Annotated in this window: 16 protein-coding genes; 7 read left to right on the top strand and 9 right to left on the bottom strand. The window is 66.3% G+C overall.

Translation table 11 applies throughout. The annotated features are described in order from the left end of the window. Positions 1-8: 8 nt before the first annotated feature. Genes mnmG through AC1DSD_RS15355 form a run of 4 tightly spaced genes read left to right on the top strand, consistent with a single transcriptional unit; the run spans position 9 to position 4,142 of the window. The gene (mnmG, locus tag AC1DSD_RS15340) at positions 9-1,847 is read left to right on the top strand and encodes a tRNA uridine-5-carboxymethylaminomethyl(34) synthesis enzyme MnmG (protein ID WP_478031292.1); all 1,839 of its coding nucleotides are present in this window, start codon (positions 9-11) and stop codon (positions 1,845-1,847) included. Then, a complete protein-coding gene (gene rsmG / locus AC1DSD_RS15345; protein ID WP_478031294.1) occupies positions 1,844-2,455 on the top strand; it encodes a 16S rRNA (guanine(527)-N(7))-methyltransferase RsmG in 612 nt (203 codons plus the stop codon). Before mnmG ends, rsmG begins: the two co-directional genes overlap by 4 nt. Further along, entirely contained in the window at positions 2,452-3,237 is a 786-nt protein-coding gene (locus tag AC1DSD_RS15350; RefSeq protein WP_478031295.1) for a ParA family protein, read from the top strand. Before rsmG ends, AC1DSD_RS15350 begins: the two co-directional genes overlap by 4 nt. Then, on the top strand, positions 3,234-4,142 hold the full coding sequence (locus tag AC1DSD_RS15355; RefSeq protein ID WP_478031297.1) for a ParB/RepB/Spo0J family partition protein: 909 nt from the start codon (positions 3,234-3,236) through the stop codon (positions 4,140-4,142). The genes AC1DSD_RS15350 and AC1DSD_RS15355 overlap by 4 nt, the downstream gene beginning before the upstream one ends. Before the next feature lie 198 nt (positions 4,143-4,340). Here AC1DSD_RS15355 and holA read toward each other — a convergent pair whose 3' ends face one another. The 4 genes from holA to AC1DSD_RS15375 are packed head-to-tail and all read right to left on the bottom strand — an operon-like array spanning position 4,341 to position 8,829. Further along, positions 4,341-5,360 carry a DNA polymerase III subunit delta gene (gene holA / locus AC1DSD_RS15360; protein WP_478031298.1) on the bottom strand — a complete coding sequence of 340 codons (1,020 nt, stop codon included), beginning with the start codon at positions 5,358-5,360 and terminating at the stop codon, positions 4,341-4,343. Next, the gene (gene lptE / locus AC1DSD_RS15365) at positions 5,357-5,854 is read right to left on the bottom strand and encodes an LPS assembly lipoprotein LptE (RefSeq protein WP_478031299.1); all 498 of its coding nucleotides are present in this window, start codon (positions 5,852-5,854) and stop codon (positions 5,357-5,359) included. Before lptE ends, holA begins: the two co-directional genes overlap by 4 nt. Then, complete coding sequence (leuS, locus tag AC1DSD_RS15370; RefSeq protein WP_478031300.1) at positions 5,851-8,343, bottom strand: leucine--tRNA ligase; 2,493 nt, start codon at positions 8,341-8,343, stop codon at positions 5,851-5,853. Before leuS ends, lptE begins: the two co-directional genes overlap by 4 nt. A gap of 48 nt (positions 8,344-8,391) precedes the next feature. Continuing rightward, positions 8,392-8,829: a DUF3576 domain-containing protein gene (locus tag AC1DSD_RS15375; RefSeq protein ID WP_478031301.1), complete on the bottom strand. Its 438-nt coding sequence runs from the start codon at positions 8,827-8,829 to the stop codon at positions 8,392-8,394. A gap of 229 nt (positions 8,830-9,058) precedes the next feature. On the opposite strand from AC1DSD_RS15375, the gene AC1DSD_RS15380 reads away from it, so the two are divergent. After that, on the top strand, positions 9,059-9,715 hold the full coding sequence (locus AC1DSD_RS15380) for a hypothetical protein (RefSeq protein ID WP_478031303.1): 657 nt from the start codon (positions 9,059-9,061) through the stop codon (positions 9,713-9,715). Between the two features lie 85 nt (positions 9,716-9,800). Here the strand turns inward: AC1DSD_RS15380 and AC1DSD_RS15385 are convergent, their stop codons facing one another. Further along, on the bottom strand, positions 9,801-10,361 hold the full coding sequence (locus AC1DSD_RS15385; protein WP_478031305.1) for a thiamine phosphate synthase: 561 nt from the start codon (positions 10,359-10,361) through the stop codon (positions 9,801-9,803). Between AC1DSD_RS15385 and AC1DSD_RS15390 the strand changes: the two genes are divergently transcribed. Then, complete coding sequence (locus AC1DSD_RS15390) at positions 10,360-11,022, top strand: YggS family pyridoxal phosphate-dependent enzyme (RefSeq protein WP_478031307.1); 663 nt, start codon at positions 10,360-10,362, stop codon at positions 11,020-11,022. The two genes, AC1DSD_RS15385 and AC1DSD_RS15390, sit on opposite strands and share 2 nt — an antisense overlap. After that, entirely contained in the window at positions 11,019-11,702 is a 684-nt protein-coding gene (locus AC1DSD_RS15395; protein WP_478031308.1) for an HAD family hydrolase, read from the top strand. Before AC1DSD_RS15390 ends, AC1DSD_RS15395 begins: the two co-directional genes overlap by 4 nt. A 39-nt stretch (positions 11,703-11,741) precedes the next feature. Here the strand turns inward: AC1DSD_RS15395 and ribA are convergent, their stop codons facing one another. From ribA to AC1DSD_RS15415, 4 genes are all read right to left on the bottom strand, one after another. Beyond that, positions 11,742-12,794, bottom strand: coding sequence for a GTP cyclohydrolase II (gene ribA / locus AC1DSD_RS15400; protein ID WP_478031309.1), 1,053 nt, complete (start codon positions 12,792-12,794; stop codon positions 11,742-11,744). Positions 12,795-12,804: 10 nt separating this feature from the next. After that, positions 12,805-13,587, bottom strand: a complete 783-nt coding sequence (locus tag AC1DSD_RS15405) for an exodeoxyribonuclease III (RefSeq protein WP_478031311.1) — start codon at positions 13,585-13,587, stop codon at positions 12,805-12,807. 19 nt (positions 13,588-13,606) lie between these two features. Further along, complete coding sequence (locus tag AC1DSD_RS15410) at positions 13,607-13,729, bottom strand: hypothetical protein (protein ID WP_478031312.1); 123 nt, start codon at positions 13,727-13,729, stop codon at positions 13,607-13,609. A 163-nt stretch (positions 13,730-13,892) separates the two neighbouring features. After that, the gene (locus AC1DSD_RS15415) at positions 13,893-14,516 is read right to left on the bottom strand and encodes a LolA family protein (RefSeq protein ID WP_478031314.1); all 624 of its coding nucleotides are present in this window, start codon (positions 14,514-14,516) and stop codon (positions 13,893-13,895) included. Positions 14,517-14,607 lie beyond the last annotated feature (91 nt).

Here is a 14,607-nt window from a genome sequence, read left to right on the forward strand (position 1 = left end):
GCGCCGCCATGAACAGCTTCGATGTCATCGTGATCGGCGGCGGCCATGCCGGTGTCGAGGCCGCCGCGGCGGCCGCGCGACGCGGCGCGTCGGTCGCGTTGGTCACATTCGACGCGCGCAATATCGGGACGATGTCGTGCAACCCCAGCATCGGTGGACTCGGTAAGGGGCATCTGGTTCGCGAGGTCGATGCCTGCGACGGGATCATCGCGCGCGCCGCCGATGCCGGCGCGATCCACTATCGCCTGCTCAATCGTTCCAAGGGCGCTGCGGTACGTGGCCCACGCATCCAGGCCGATCGCGCCCGGTTCGGCGCCGCGGTGCGCCAGCTACTCGCGCAGCACGATGGCGTGCGGATCGTCGCTAACGAAGCGACGGCGTTGGCGATCGACGGCGGTCGGGTTGCCGGCGTCGAGATGGCGGATGGCATGCGCCTCGCCGCGCCAGCGGTGGTGCTGGCCACCGGGACATTCCTTGGCGCCCGCATGTTTCGGGGTGACGAGCGCGACGCGGGTGGCCGGCTCGGCGAGCGCGCGGCAACGGTGATGGCCGTGCAGTTGCGCGATCTCGGCCTGCCGATGATGCGGCTCAAGACCGGCACGCCGCCGCGCCTGGACGGGCGGACGATCGACTGGGCGCGGACCGAAACGCAGCCGTCCGAAGCGGATAGCTGGACGATGTCGGCGCTGTCGACGGGGCGTCCCCTTCCCCAATTGTGGTGCGCGATCACCCGGACGACCGAGGCGACGCACGCGATTATTCGTGGAGGCCTCGATCGCTCCCCGCTCCTTTCCGGAGATATCGAAGGTGTCGGCCCGCGTTATTGCCCATCGATCGAAGACAAAGTGCATCGCTTCGGCGATCGTGATGGGCACCAGATTTTCCTCGAACCCGAGGCACTGGACGACGCCACGGTCTATCCCAACGGCATTTCCACCTCCCTGCCTACCGATGTGCAACAGGCGCTGGTTGCCTCGATTCCGGGGCTCGAGCGAGCCCGGATCACCGCGTTCGGCTATGCGGTCGAATATGATCATATCGATCCGCGAGCGCTCGATCACCGATTGGCGGTCGCAGCATTACCCGGCCTGTTCTGCGCCGGGCAGATCAACGGGACGACGGGCTATGAGGAAGCCGCGGCTCAGGGCCTGGTCGCCGGCGCCAACGCAGCGGCGGTCGCGCTTGGCGTCGCTGACTTCCTCCCCGACCGCGCGCAATCCTATCTCGGCGTGATGATCGACGATCTGGTCCTCCAAGGCGTTACCGAGCCCTATCGCATGCTCACCGCGCGCGCCGAGTTCCGGCTGCGGCTGCGCGCCGACAATGCCGAGACGCGGCTGAGCGCGGTTGCCGAGGCGGCCGGCCTGCTCGGCGACGAGCGGTTACGGCACGTCCGCGGGCGCGAGGCGGAACGCGCCGCGGTCGACGCGCACCTGGCTGAGCCGCTCACCGCGAGCGCGCTGGCAGCGCGTGGAGCGCAGGTCGCGCAGGACGGTGCGCGACGTTCCGCCGGTGAGTGGCTGCGTTTTCCCGGTGTCGAGCTGGCGCACGTCTCCCCCGCCCTTGCCGCATCGCCTACCCCCGTCGTCGATGAGGCGATCGAGGACGCGCGCTACGCTCCCTATGTCGAGCGGCAAGAGGCCGAAGTATCCGAGCTGCGTGCAAGCGAGCGCATCGCGCTGCGATCGGATCTCGACTTCGAGGCGATTCCCGGCCTGTCTAACGAAATGGTCGAGCGGCTGACCGCTGCCCGACCCGCGACCCTGGCAGCCGCAGGACGTGTCCGAGGGATCACGCCGGCCGCCCTTACCGCGATCCTGCTTCACGCGACACGGGCCGCGGCATGACCGAGGATGAAGCGCAAGACTGGGCAGCGGCGCGATTCGACGCCGAGGCAATTGCCCGGCTCGAGCATCTAGCGGCGATCGTCACGGTCGAAAGCGATCAGCAGAATCTGATCGCGCGCTCGACGCTGGCGACGATCTGGTCGCGGCATATCGTGGATTCGCTGCAGCTCGCGCCGCTGGCGCCCGACAAGGGGGATTGGCTCGATATCGGAACGGGCGCGGGATTTCCCGGGCTCGCGCTGGCGGCTGTGCAGCCCGAACGCCGGTTCATCCTGGTCGAGCCGCGCCGGTTGCGTGCCGATTTCCTGCGCGAAACTGCTGCGACGCTTGCCCTTCCCCAGGTCGAGGTGATCACCGGCAAGGTCGAGAATGTTCGCCAACCCGTCGCGGTCATCTCTGCGCGGGCAGTCGCGCAGGTGGCACAAGTGATCGCGTCGGCGGCACAATGCGCCAGCAATGAGACACTTTGGCTGCTACCAAAGGGCCGAGCGGCGCGCGAAGAGGTGGCGCGCGCCAAGCAAAGATGGCATGGAATGTTCCACGTGGAACAGAGCATCACCGATCCTGTATCAAGCATCGTGATCGCGCGCGGAGTACGGGCGCGATGACCGTCATTGCCGTGGCCAACCAGAAGGGCGGCGTGGGCAAGACCACGACGGCGATCAATCTGGGCACCGCGCTGGCGGCAACCGACAAGCGCGTGCTGATCATCGACCTCGACCCGCAAGGCAATGCCTCGACGGGGCTCGGTATCCACCGCGCTGATCGCAAGAAATCGAGCTACGACATATTGATCGGCGACTGCTCAGTAGTCGACGCGGTGGTGGGGACGGTGGTGCCCGGGCTCGACATCGTCCCCGCGACGGTCGACCTGTCGGGCGCCGAAATCGAGCTGGTCGATTATGAGGAGCGCACGCACCGGCTCGACCATGCGCTTGAAGTCGCGAGCGACCGCTGGGATGTCGTGCTGATCGACTGCCCCCCCTCGCTCGGCTTGCTGACGATCAACGCGATGGTCGCGGCCGATTCTTTGCTCGTGCCGCTGCAATGCGAATTCTTCGCGCTGGAAGGCCTGAGCCAGTTGCTGTCGACGGTCGAGCGCATCCGCTCGCGATTCAATCCCGGCCTCGCGATCCTGGGGGTCGCGCTCACCATGTACGATCGCCGCAACCGGCTGACCGACCAGGTGTCGGCGGATGTCCGCGCGGTGCTGGGCAAGGTGGTGTTCGACACGGTGATCCCGCGCAACGTGCGGCTATCCGAAGCGCCTAGCCATGGGCTACCAGCCTTGATCTACGATTATCGCTGTTCGGGGTCCGAAGCCTATATGGCGCTGGCGCGTGAGTTGATTGGGCGCCTGCCCCCCGCTGCCCCGGCGATCGCCGCATGACCACAGAAGCTCCCCGCAAGCCGCGCCCCAGCCTTGGCCGCGGCCTCAACGCTCTGCTCGGCGACATCGCGCCCGAAGCGGTGCCGACGATGGGTGGCGGCGAAACACCCGCGGGTATTCGCATGCTGCCGGTTGGCGCGCTGACGCCACAGCCGGGCCAGCCGCGCCGCGTGTTCGACGAAGCCTCACTCGAGGAGCTGGCGCAATCGATCGCCGCGCGCGGCGTGCTCCAGCCGATCCTGGTCCGTCCGCATGGCCGCAACTACCAGATCGTCGCCGGCGAGCGGCGCTGGCGTGCGGCGCAACGGGCAAGGCTGCACGAAGTCCCCGTGATCGTCCGCGAACTCGACGATGCCGATACATTCGAAATCGCGCTGCTCGAGAATATCCAGCGCCGCGATCTCAACGCAGTCGAAGAGGCCGATGCGTATAAGCGGCTGATCAACGAGTTCGGCCATACACAGGAAGCGCTGGCCAAGCTGGTCCACAAGTCGCGCAGTCATATAGCTAACCTATTGAGATTGCTTGACCTTCCAGAATCTGTCCTGTCGCTGTTGACCGACGGCAAGATCGACATGGGGCATGCGCGCGCCTTGATCGGCGCCCCGGATGTGGAAAGCCTCGCAGCCGAGGTAGTGGCTCGCGGCCTGTCGGTGCGCGAGACCGAGCGGCTGGCCAAGGCAGCGAAGGATGACGGGACATCGGGCGGCCATGGCGGTGGCAGTGGTGGTGGCCATGGCGGACGCAATGCCGATATCGCCGCGCTCGAACGCCAATTGACCGACGTGATCGGGCTGGGCGTGAAGATCACCTATGGGGCGAAGGGCGGGACGCTGACCGTGTCCTATTCGACGCTCGACCAGCTCGACATGGTGTGCCAGCGGCTAACCGGCGAACCGCTTTAATTGTTCACGCGAAGGCGCAGAGAAAGCGGAGATTTTGGAGAGCCTCGCTGCGCGAGCGAGGCTCAGCGTTTGATCGCCGCATTTGAGTTTCGCGCGCAGCCCACAGCGAAACACCTCCGCGCTCTCCGCGCCTCCGCGCGAACATCAATCTATTCTTCTTCGCGCCTTCGCGCCTTCGCGCTTTTGCGTGAACCAAATCTACCGCATCCGCGCCGCGGCGCGTGTCGTCTCCGTAATCGCGACGTCGGACAACAATTCCCCTGCCCCGCCCGGCGCCATCAACTGACGTTCGGCCCGCCGTAACCGGTCGATCGCCGCGGCGATGTCGGGCGATTTCCATTTCTGGACCTGGCGGATCATCCCCGGTTCCTCGCGGAAATGGACTCGCCGTGCCTTGACCACCGCCGATGGCTGTTTGCCGGCATCGACCTCGGCGCGCATCGCCGCCAGCGTCATCAGCTTGCGGACGATCTGGCGCAGCAATGGGATCGCAGCACCGCCCGAATCGGCGAATCGGGCCAGTTCGCGCGCGATGTCGTGCACCCGCCCCTCCAGCGCGGCATCGACCACGTCGGACATTTGCGATTCGCCGAGATCGGCCCCCAGCGCGTCGAGCGCCTCGTCGTCGAGCTCGCGCGGCCGGTCGGTCGCCGCGTCGAGATAGAGCGCGAGTTTCTCCACTTCACGCGCGATCACGCTGCGATCGCCGCCCGATGCCGCCATCAACCGCCGAATCGCCGTCGGCGTCGGGCGCAGGCCGTATTCGCGCGCGATCCCGACCACCATGCGGTCGGCATTGGCGCCATCGGGAATGTAGCAGGCGAAGCTCATCGCCGCCGGCTGCGCGATCGCGAACTGGACCAGCTTCGAGGTGGTGCGCAGCCCCGGCCCGATCATCACCACCGGATGCTCGACTTGCGGCTCGGCGAGCAGCATTTGCGCGGCCTCGAGCGATTCGTCGCCGGCATTGGCGACCAGGATCCAGCGCCGCCCACCGAACAAGGCGAGCGACCGCGCTTCGTCGACCAGCTTTCCGGGATCGCCGCGCAGCGCGGGCCCTTCCATCGCGACCTTTTCGGCATCGGCGCCAAGCGCCCGTCCCAGCCGCGTGGCATAGTCCATCGCGCCCGCTTCGTCGGGACCGTGGAGCAGATAGAGCCGAACCGCGGAAGCCGCCGAATCCAGCGAGTTAACTAGCTGATTTTCGGACGCTTTCACTTCGCCGAGGCGGCGGCGCGGCGCTGATAGACGGCGATCCGCGTGACGATCTGATCGGCGACGATCTGCGACAGGTTTTCGAGCGCGGTGTTCTCGGCCGCGATCGTGGCATATTCCGAATTGACCACGTCGATGCCGGCATCCGACCCCGCGGTCGCGTCGACCAGCACTTCGCCGCTCGACGCATTGACCAGCTGGTACCGCGCGCGCAGCGACCGGCGCTCGCGCGTGATGGTGTCGTCGCGCTTCACGCCCAGGCCGGTGATCGAATCGTCGAGCTTGACCTCGAGCCGGTACAGCGCCGGCTCGCCGCTGCGCGAGGGCAGGCGATCGCGCAGCGCGGTCGACATCAGATAGCCGTTCTTGCCGGCAATCGGCGCGACCTCAATTCGCGACAGGCTGGAAGCGACCGGACCCGAAGCCCCGCCTTCATAGAGCGGGTGGAGGCCACAGCCGGCGGTCGCCAGCGCGAGGAGGAGCGCGAGTCGCTTCATGCGACCAGATTGACCAGACGATCGGGCACGACAATCACCTTCTTCGGTTCGGCGCCGTCCAGGATGCGGAGCACGTTGGGATTGGCGCGCGCCGCGGCTTCGACCACCGCTCTGTCGCTGCCCTTGGGCATGACCAACGTATCGCGCAACTTGCCGTTGACCTGCACCGCGATCGTCACCTCATCCTCGACCAGCAACGCCGGATCATAAGACGGCCAGTCGGCATTGGCGACCAGTCCCGATCCGCCCATCGCCGCCCAGGCTTCTTCGGCGAGATGCGGGGTCATCGGCGAGACCAGGCGGACGAGCGTACGGATCGCGTTGCTGCGCGACGCGGACGGCTTGGCCTTCTCGATCGCGTTGACCAGTTCGTAGAGCTTGGCGACCGCCTTGTTGAACTGCAGCGCCTCGATATCGACGGCGACGCCGGCGATCGTCTGCGCCAGCTTGCGGTCGAGCACGACGTCATTGCCTTCGCCCTGCTCGATCCCGTCGACCAGGCGCCACAGCCGCTGCACGAAGCGCCACGAGCCCTCGATCCCCGCCTCGGACCAGGCGAGGTCGCGCTCGGGCGGCGAATCGGACAGCATGAACCAGCGCGTCGCGTCGGCACCATATTGGTCGACGATCGGCTCGGGATCGATCGTGTTCTTCTTCGACTTGGACATCTTCTCGGTGCGGCCGACCGTGATCGGTTGCCCGGTGGCGATCTCCTTGCCGTCACGCACGTCATCTGGGCTCAGCCATTTGCCCTCGACCGACTTGTAGGTTTCGTGCGTGACCATCCCCTGGGTGAACAACCCGGCGAACGGCTCGGCGATGTCGAGCATGCCGATATGCTTCAACGCGCGCGTCCAGAAGCGGGCATAGAGCAGGTGCAGGATCGCATGCTCGACCCCGCCGATATATTGCCCGACCGGCAGCCATTGCTCGGCCATGGCGCGGTCGAACGGTCTGTCCTTGGGCTGGCTGGCGAAGCGGATGAAATACCAGGACGAATCGGCGAAAGTATCGAGCGTATCGGTCTCGCGCACGGCCTTGCCGCCACACGACGGGCAATCGACATGCTTCCAGGTCGGATGGCGGTCGAGCGGATTGCCGGGGATGTCGAAGGCAACATCCTCGGGCAACACCACCGGCAGCTGATCGCGCGGCACCGGCACCGCGCCGCATTGGTCGCAGTGGATGATTGGGATCGGCGTACCCCAGTAACGCTGACGGCTGACTCCCCAGTCGCGCAAGCGATAGACGGTGGTGCCCTTGCCCCAGCCGCCCGCCTCGGCGCGGATGATCACCTCGCGCTTGGCATCCTCGACATCCATGCCGTCGAGGAAGTGCGAGTTCACGATCGTGCCCGGGCCTGAATAGGCTTCGGCGCCGTCGAACTTAACGTCGGTCTTGTCGCCGTCCGATACGACGCGGCGGATCGGCAGCTGATATTTGGTCGCGAATTCGAAGTCGCGCTGGTCGTGCGCGGGCACGCCGAACACCGCGCCGGTGCCATAGTCCATCAGCACGAAGTTCGCGATATAGACCGGGATTTGCCACGCCGGATCAAAGGGATGTGTCGCGGTGATGCCGGTGTCGTAGCCCAGTTTCTCCTGCGTCTCGAGCTCGGCGGCGGTGGTCCCGCCCTGCTTGCACAGCTCGATGAACGCGGCCGCCTTCGCATCGCGCGCGGCGATGCCCTGGGCGATCGGATGATCGGCGGCGACCGCGATGAAACTCGCGCCGAAGATCGTGTCGGGGCGCGTCGAGAACACCTCGACCGATCCGCCGTCGGACAGCGACCAGGCGAATTGCAATCCCTGGCTCTTGCCGATCCAATTCTCCTGCATCACCCGGACTTTGTCGGGCCAGTGATCGAGCCCCTTCAGTCCCTCGAGCAACTCATCGGCGAATTGGGTGATCTTGAGGAACCATTGGTTGAGCTTGCGCTTCTCGACCAGCGCCCCCGACCGCCAGCCGCGGCCGTCGATCACTTGCTCGTTGGCCAGCACGGTCATGTCGACCGGGTCCCAATTGACCGCCGATTCGCGGCGATAGACCAGGCCGGCGGCGAGCATGTCGAGGAACAGCGCCTGTTCCTGGCCGTAATAATCGGGCTCGCACGTCGCGATCTCGCGCGACCAGTCGAGCGCGAAGCCCAGTCGCTTCAGCTGCGCCTTCATCGTCGCGATATTCTGGCGGGTCCAGCCGCCGGGATGGACGTGTTTTTCCATCGCCGCGTTCTCAGCCGGCATGCCGAACGCGTCCCACCCCATCGGGTGGAGCACTTCCATCCCCTTCATCCGCCGATAGCGTGCGAGCACGTCGCCCATCGTGTAGTTGCGGACATGGCCCATATGGATCCGCCCCGACGGGTAGGGAAACATCTCGAGCACATAGCTTTTGGGCTTGGGCGAATCGTCTCGCGCGGCAAAGGTCTGGGAATCATCCCAGATCTTTTGCCAATGGGCATCCGCTTTCAGCGGGTTGAAGCGCGACATTAGGGTCTATCCTGCTGGGCGGGCATTACCCGCCCGCCGGGTTCTTGCTTATTTGGGAGCGATCGCCTGGCGACGAAGGTCGCGGGCACGCGTAAGGATCACGTCCTCGAGCTTCTGCACCGTCGCTGCCTGGACCGGTGCGGCAACCCACTGACCGTTGGTGCTGACTTCGCGCAGCGCCGCGACGCGGATCGCGTCGGCGCGCAAATCCTGGTCGAGAATCGACACCGTGACTTTCATCCGCTCGCCGGGCGAGCGCGGATTGACGTACCAGTCGGTGACGATGACGCCGCCGTTGGAATCGGTCTGGAGCAGCGGCATGAAGCTCAGCGTGTCGAGGGTCGCTCGCCACAGATAGGCGTTGACGCCGATCGTCGTCACTTTCGACGCGGCGATATCGGCCTTGGCGGGCCCTCCCCGGTGGTGCGCGCACGCCATCAGTGAGAGCGGAAGGGCCAGATACGCGGCACGGCGCAGAAGGGTCATCGGTCGTTCCCTGATACGAAAGGGGGAGATTATCGCGCATCTATAGACACAGGGCCGTCCGCCGCAAGCGCCGACAGACCAGAACGAGTCTGTGGACGCAATGCAACACTCGGCGGAAAAACGCGATCACCTGTGGCGAGTCGGGATCGAACCGTGTTAGGGCTTGTATGACTATTGGAGTCGCAGGGAACCAATCGTGGTTGGGAAGCGGGCAATTTTCGGAACTGTGGTGGGGACGCTAGCCGTCACCGCCGCGTTTGCCGTGCCCGCGATCGGCGCACCCGATGCCGCCAAGCGGTTGATTTCGCGCCCTGTCGCGTCTTTCTTCACCCCGGCCTCGGCCGATCCCAAGCTTGCCGCGCTGATCGCGCGCAACGGGCTCGACACGACTCCGTTCCGGTTCACGCCGGCCGAATCGCGTGGCACGCAACGCCGCGTGACGCCGCCGCCAGCGGTCAAGACCGGTGTCGTGACGCTGCGCGGCGCGCCGACGGTCGATACCGATTCGGTCGGCCTGGCGCCGATCGCCTATGATCTCGGCCGCAACGCTCCGGTCAAGCACGTCGTGACGCCGAGCGATCTCAAGATCGATCTGGCCGCGAGCCCGGTCGGCACCAAGCCGATCGATCTCGGCACCAGCTTCTCGGTCCGCCGCGCCAACAGGCTGAAGGCGACCAGTGAACGTACCACGGTCGGCGATACGCGCCTGGTGGGATCTCTGCCCAAGGATTCGATCGATGTCGGCGGGTCCTATTCGCTCAGCCGCAATCTCGATGTGACCGCGGGCGTCCGCTACAAGTCGCAGGATCGCGATCGCCTCGCCCCGCTGCCCGATGCGCAGCGTGACAGCCAGGCGGTGTACGTCGGAACCGCGTTCAGGTTCTAAGCCCGTTTCAGGGATTTAACGCAGTTAAATCGCGCTCGGAAACGGGCTCGGCCGGCCTCGCGTAGCGAGGACCGACGGCGCGAATTCACTTCGCGCCGCCACCGCCCGCGCCCCACGCGTCGATCGCCGCCCAGCCATCGAACCCGGCCATTCCCCGGAATCTCCGCGCGTCCATTCCGCCAAGCGCGATCACGATAACCGGCAGACCTTGAGCAATCCGCCGCGCCTTCCGCTCGCCCAACCCATCAACCCCCGGATGCGACCGAGTCCCAAACACCGGCGACACGAACAGCACGTCCACCCCGCGCCGCACTGCGGCGACCGCCTCGGCCCGATCATGCGCCGCCGCCGTCCGCAGCCCGCTCCCGCGCACTCCGCCATGCACTCCATCCTCGCCGAACCCGGCCCGCTCCCCGGCCCGAACCACCACTAGCCCGCGCGCGCGCGCAACGCGCACCACGCGCCGAAACAGCGCCCGCCGCTCCCGCGCCGGCGTCGCATAATGCCGGAACACCACGCTGCTCCCGCGCGGCAAGCGCCGCAACGCCGCCCACAACCCCTCGCCGAGCCGCTCGTCGGTCATCAGCCACAAAACTGGGATCGGGGACTGGCGATGCGGCACGACCCTGCCTATAGCGCGCGGCATGACGACCGACGACCCCGCCGCGCGGCTCGCCGGCGTCCGCGATGCGATTGCCCGGGCGGCGAAGCTCGCCGGGCGCAGCGACCCGATCGAGCTGATCGCCATCTCCAAGACGCACCCCGCCGAGGCGGTCGAGCCGCTGATCGCCGCGGGACAGCGCGTGTTCGGCGAGAATCGCGTGCAGGAAGCGCAAGGAAAATGGCCGGCGCTGCGCGAGCGCCACGCCGATCTCCGCCTCGCTCTGGTCGGCCAGCTGCAATCGAACAAGGCGGCCGACGCGGTGGCTCTGTTCGACGAAATCCATTCGGTCGATCGCGCGTCGCTGATTGCCGCTCTGGCCAAGGCGATGGAAAGCGGCCGCCGCCCCGGTTGCTTCGTCCAGGTCAATATCGGCGACGAGCCGCAAAAGGGTGGCTGCGCGATCGCCGATCTGCCCGCTCTGCTCGCCGAAGCGCGCGCCGCCGATCTGCCGATCGTCGGGCTGATGGCGGTGCCCCCGCTCGAGGTCGAACCGGCACCCTATTTCGCATTGCTCGCCAAGCTGGCGCGCGACAACGGCCTGACCGGCCTCAGCATGGGGATGTCGAGCGATTATCCGACCGCGGTGACGCTTGGCGCTACCCATGTCCGCGTCGGATCGGCACTGTTCGGAGCGCGGACATGAGCGGCGGTGTGATCCCGATCAGGTTCGCGGCGTTGCTGTTCGATTTCGACGGTGTGCTGATCGAGAGCGAATATATCGGCAACAAGCATATCGCCGATTTCCTGACGTCGATCGGCCACCCGACCACGCCCGAAGAGTCGATGGCCAATTTCATGGGCTATGCGGGCAAGGATTTCCTCGATCGGGTGGAGGCGTGGATCGGCCGCGCATTGCCCGAGGACTTCTTCGCCGCGCGCGAGGCCGAGGATGCGCGCGTGATGGCGGAAGGGATCGGCGAGGTCGCCGGCGCGATCGCCTTCGTCCGTTCGCTGCCCACGGACCTGCCCAAGGCGGTGGTATCGTCAAGCTCGACGCGCTGGATCAGCCGCCATCTCGAGCATATCGGCCTGTCCGACATTTTCGGTGATCATCTCTATTCGGGCCGCGAGCATGTCGAGCGTGGCAAGCCGGCGCCCGATCTCTACCTTTATGCTGCCGACAAGCTCGGCGTGACGATCGGCGACTGTGCGATCATCGAGGACTCGCCGGTCGGCGCAACCGGCGCGGTCGCCTCGGGCGGGCACGTCATCGGCCTGTGCGCGGGCAGCCATTGCGCGCCCGATCATGCCGACCGCCTGCGCGCGATCGGGGTGGCGGCGGTGGCATCGAACTTTGACGACGTGGCAAGCCTGCTCGCCTGACGCCCAACCGTCATCTCGGGCTAACACTCCAATCGTGGCTTAAAGCTGGTGCCCCGTCCGATCGCGCTTGGTCGCGAGGTACTTCGCATTGAACGGATTGGGCGGCAGCGCGATCGGCACGCGTTCGGCGACCGTGATTCCCGTCGCCTCGAGCACGCGGACTTTCTCCGGATTGTTGGTCAGCAGGCGGATCGTTGTCTGACCGAGCAGATCGAGCATCCGCGCCGCGACGCGGAAATCGCGCGCGTCGACCGCGAACCCCAATCGCGTATTGGCGTCGACCGTGTCGAACCCCTGATCCTGCAGCGCATAAGCGCGCAATTTGTTGACCAGCCCGATCCCGCGCCCTTCCTGGCGGAGATAGAGCAGGATCCCCCAGCCGGTATCCTCCATCGCGTGGATCGCGGCATGGAGCTGCGGCCCGCAATCGCATTTCAGGCTGCCGAGCACGTCGCCGGTCAGGCACTCGCTGTGCAGGCGGACCAGCGGCGGGCGGCCATCGGGCTGGCCGATGATCAGGGCAACATGCTCGCCCGGCGAATCGGGCGAGCGGAACGCCACGATCTCCGAATTCTCCGAGCCGGCGACCGGCAATTTGGCGCGCGCGGCGATCGCCAGGCTGATCGGGTCCTCGAATGCCTCGATATCGGCGATGGTGATGACCTCGTCCGGCGCCTGGCCGACGAAGAAGGCGGGAAGCACACCGGCGGTGCGTGCGAGCGACAGGGCCGCCGCCATGACGTCACGATCCTCGACATGGATCGCGCGGAACGGGCCTTTCATCGGCGTCGCCATGTCGAGCTGCGGATCGGCAAGCGCGACCGCGCAGTCGAAATCGATCCAGAAAGTGCGCTCGACCAGCACCGGCGAATCGGGAATCGCCGCCTCGAGCTGATTGGCGAGCTTGAGCGTCGCGGCGCGCCCGGCGGACAACAGGATCGGCGAATCGCCCTCGGGGTCGAACGCCTTCATCCGCCCGGCATCGGCGGTTTCGATCGCCAGCAGCCCGACTGGATCACCGGCGCCGCGAATCGCGATCGGCCAGCCGCGGCGCAGTGCGTCGATCGCGCGGGCAACATCACGCGCGCTCATCGGCGCGCCTTCACAGGTCGAACTCGGTCATGATCGGGACATGGTCCGACGGCTTGAGCCAGTTGCGGCAGTCCTCGAACACCTGATGCGACCGCGCCGTCGAGGCGACGTCGGCGGTTGCCCACATATGGTCGAGCCGCCGGCCGCGATCATTGACCGTCCAATCGGGCGATCGGTAACTCCACCAGGTGTGGAGCCGCGCCGGTGCGGGGTAGAAATGGCGCCCGAGGTCGACCCAGGAATTCGAATCCTTGAGCCGGTTGAGCGCGTCGACCTCGATCGGCGTATGGCTGACGACCTTGATCAGTTGCTTGTGGCTCCAAACGTCCGATTCGAGCGGCGCGATGTTGAAGTCGCCGGTCAAGATGGTCGGGCAATCGAGCGTCGCCGACCAGGCGGTCATCCGCTCCACAAAATCGAGCTTCTGGCCGAACTTCGGGTTCACCTCGCGGTCGGGGATGTCGCCGCCCGCGGGCACGTAGACATTCTCCAGCCGCACGCCGTTCGGCAACCGCACGCCGACATGCCGCGCCTCGCGATTGGCTTGCCAGTCGAATCGGTCGTCCTCGACCAGCGGCACTCGGCTGATGATCGCGACGCCGTGGTGCATGCGCTGGCCGTGGAGGAAGATCGTGTCGTAGCCGAGCGCACGGAACGCGCCTGCGGGGAAGTCGGCGTCGATCACCTTGGTTTCCTGCAGGCACAAGATGTCGGGCGCGACCTCGCGCAGGAATTTTTCGACGATCTCGATGCGGAACCGCACCGAGTTGATGTTCCAGGAGACGATCTTCACGGGAGCGCACTTAGGGAGTTCATAGCCGTTCGTCACCTCTGCGCCGCGGCAAAGCCGCGTCGTTGACGTCGAACGCCGCGTTGCGGCGCCGGCCGTGCTGGCGCGAGATCGGCGGCGGGGCGCCGCCGTCCGCGCTGCGCATGGAAAGGCCCCTGTTCCGGGGGCATGGAACAGGGGCCGACCTAGCGTTCGTCACGCAGGCGGGAAGTGGTCCGTTTCAGGCAACAGGGGGAAAATCCTGAACCGCCCCACATCCGCGAGAACTGTATTAAGCGGGCGAAGCTGTCGCCCAGATGAACGGTCGGTTATTTTCTTGGGCCGCCGCGCACTGGATCGTTGAAGCGGAACGTTCCGTCGGAAATCGGCACGTTGAACTTTGGGTCCGACAGTCGAATCGTCGTGCGATTGTTCTGCGCGTCGAGCGCCACCCAGCCGCGCAGGATGAGGCCGGCCGGCCCCGCCGCGTTGCGCTCGAACACCAACGTGATGCGGCCATATTCGGGATGTTTGGGATCGCTGGCGTCGACCGAAATGACCGAAGGATCGGCAGTCGGCATCACCTTGGCGAAGCGGCTGATGTCCTTGCCGGGATCGAGCAGGACGCCCAACGGCGACCCGCCGATCGGCCAACGCTGTTTCTGTCCGACCTGATAGTCGAGGAACCATAGAGACTTGCCGTCGGCCACGATCAGGATCGGCACGCCCTTCTGGTACTGGAAGCGTAGCTTGCCCGGTTGTTTCAACGACAGGGTGCCGGTCAGCGTCTTGCCGTTGCGATCATATTGGCTGAACGCCGCGGTCATCGACTGGGCGGCGCGCAGATGCTCCTGGACCTTGGCAAGGTCGGGCGAGGTCGCCGCCGGCGCGGCGATCGCAGCGGTGGCAGCGAAAGCGGGCACGAACAACAGCGCTAGGGCGCGAGACGTCACGAATATTCTCCTGAAACAGGCGACCAGGGTGGCGCCAAAGGCTTGAACCCGCTCTGAACGCGCGAGTCCTGGTCCGGTTCAGCTGCGCCGA

The organism is Sphingomonas sp. P4_D12 (genome assembly GCF_056401895.1).

Excerpts from the sequence above, each read along its gene's own strand:
- mnmG (WP_478031292.1), top strand. The coding sequence starts at position 9 with ATGAACAGCTTCGATGTCATCGTGATCGGCGGCGGCCATGCCGGTGTC.
- rsmG (WP_478031294.1), top strand. The coding sequence starts at position 1,844 with ATGACCGAGGATGAAGCGCAAGACTGGGCAGCGGCGCGATTCGACGCC.
- AC1DSD_RS15350 (WP_478031295.1), top strand. The coding sequence starts at position 2,452 with ATGACCGTCATTGCCGTGGCCAACCAGAAGGGCGGCGTGGGCAAGACC.
- AC1DSD_RS15355 (WP_478031297.1), top strand. The coding sequence starts at position 3,234 with ATGACCACAGAAGCTCCCCGCAAGCCGCGCCCCAGCCTTGGCCGCGGC.
- lptE (WP_478031299.1), bottom strand. The coding sequence starts at position 5,854 with ATGAAGCGACTCGCGCTCCTCCTCGCGCTGGCGACCGCCGGCTGTGGC.
- leuS (WP_478031300.1), bottom strand. The coding sequence starts at position 8,343 with ATGTCGCGCTTCAACCCGCTGAAAGCGGATGCCCATTGGCAAAAGATC.
- AC1DSD_RS15375 (WP_478031301.1), bottom strand. The coding sequence starts at position 8,829 with ATGACCCTTCTGCGCCGTGCCGCGTATCTGGCCCTTCCGCTCTCACTG.
- AC1DSD_RS15390 (WP_478031307.1), top strand. The coding sequence starts at position 10,360 with ATGACGACCGACGACCCCGCCGCGCGGCTCGCCGGCGTCCGCGATGCG.
- AC1DSD_RS15385 (WP_478031305.1), bottom strand. The coding sequence starts at position 10,361 with ATGCCGCGCGCTATAGGCAGGGTCGTGCCGCATCGCCAGTCCCCGATC.
- AC1DSD_RS15395 (WP_478031308.1), top strand. The coding sequence starts at position 11,019 with ATGAGCGGCGGTGTGATCCCGATCAGGTTCGCGGCGTTGCTGTTCGAT.
- ribA (WP_478031309.1), bottom strand. The coding sequence starts at position 12,794 with ATGAGCGCGCGTGATGTTGCCCGCGCGATCGACGCACTGCGCCGCGGC.
- AC1DSD_RS15410 (WP_478031312.1), bottom strand. The coding sequence starts at position 13,729 with ATGCGCAGCGCGGACGGCGGCGCCCCGCCGCCGATCTCGCGCCAGCAC.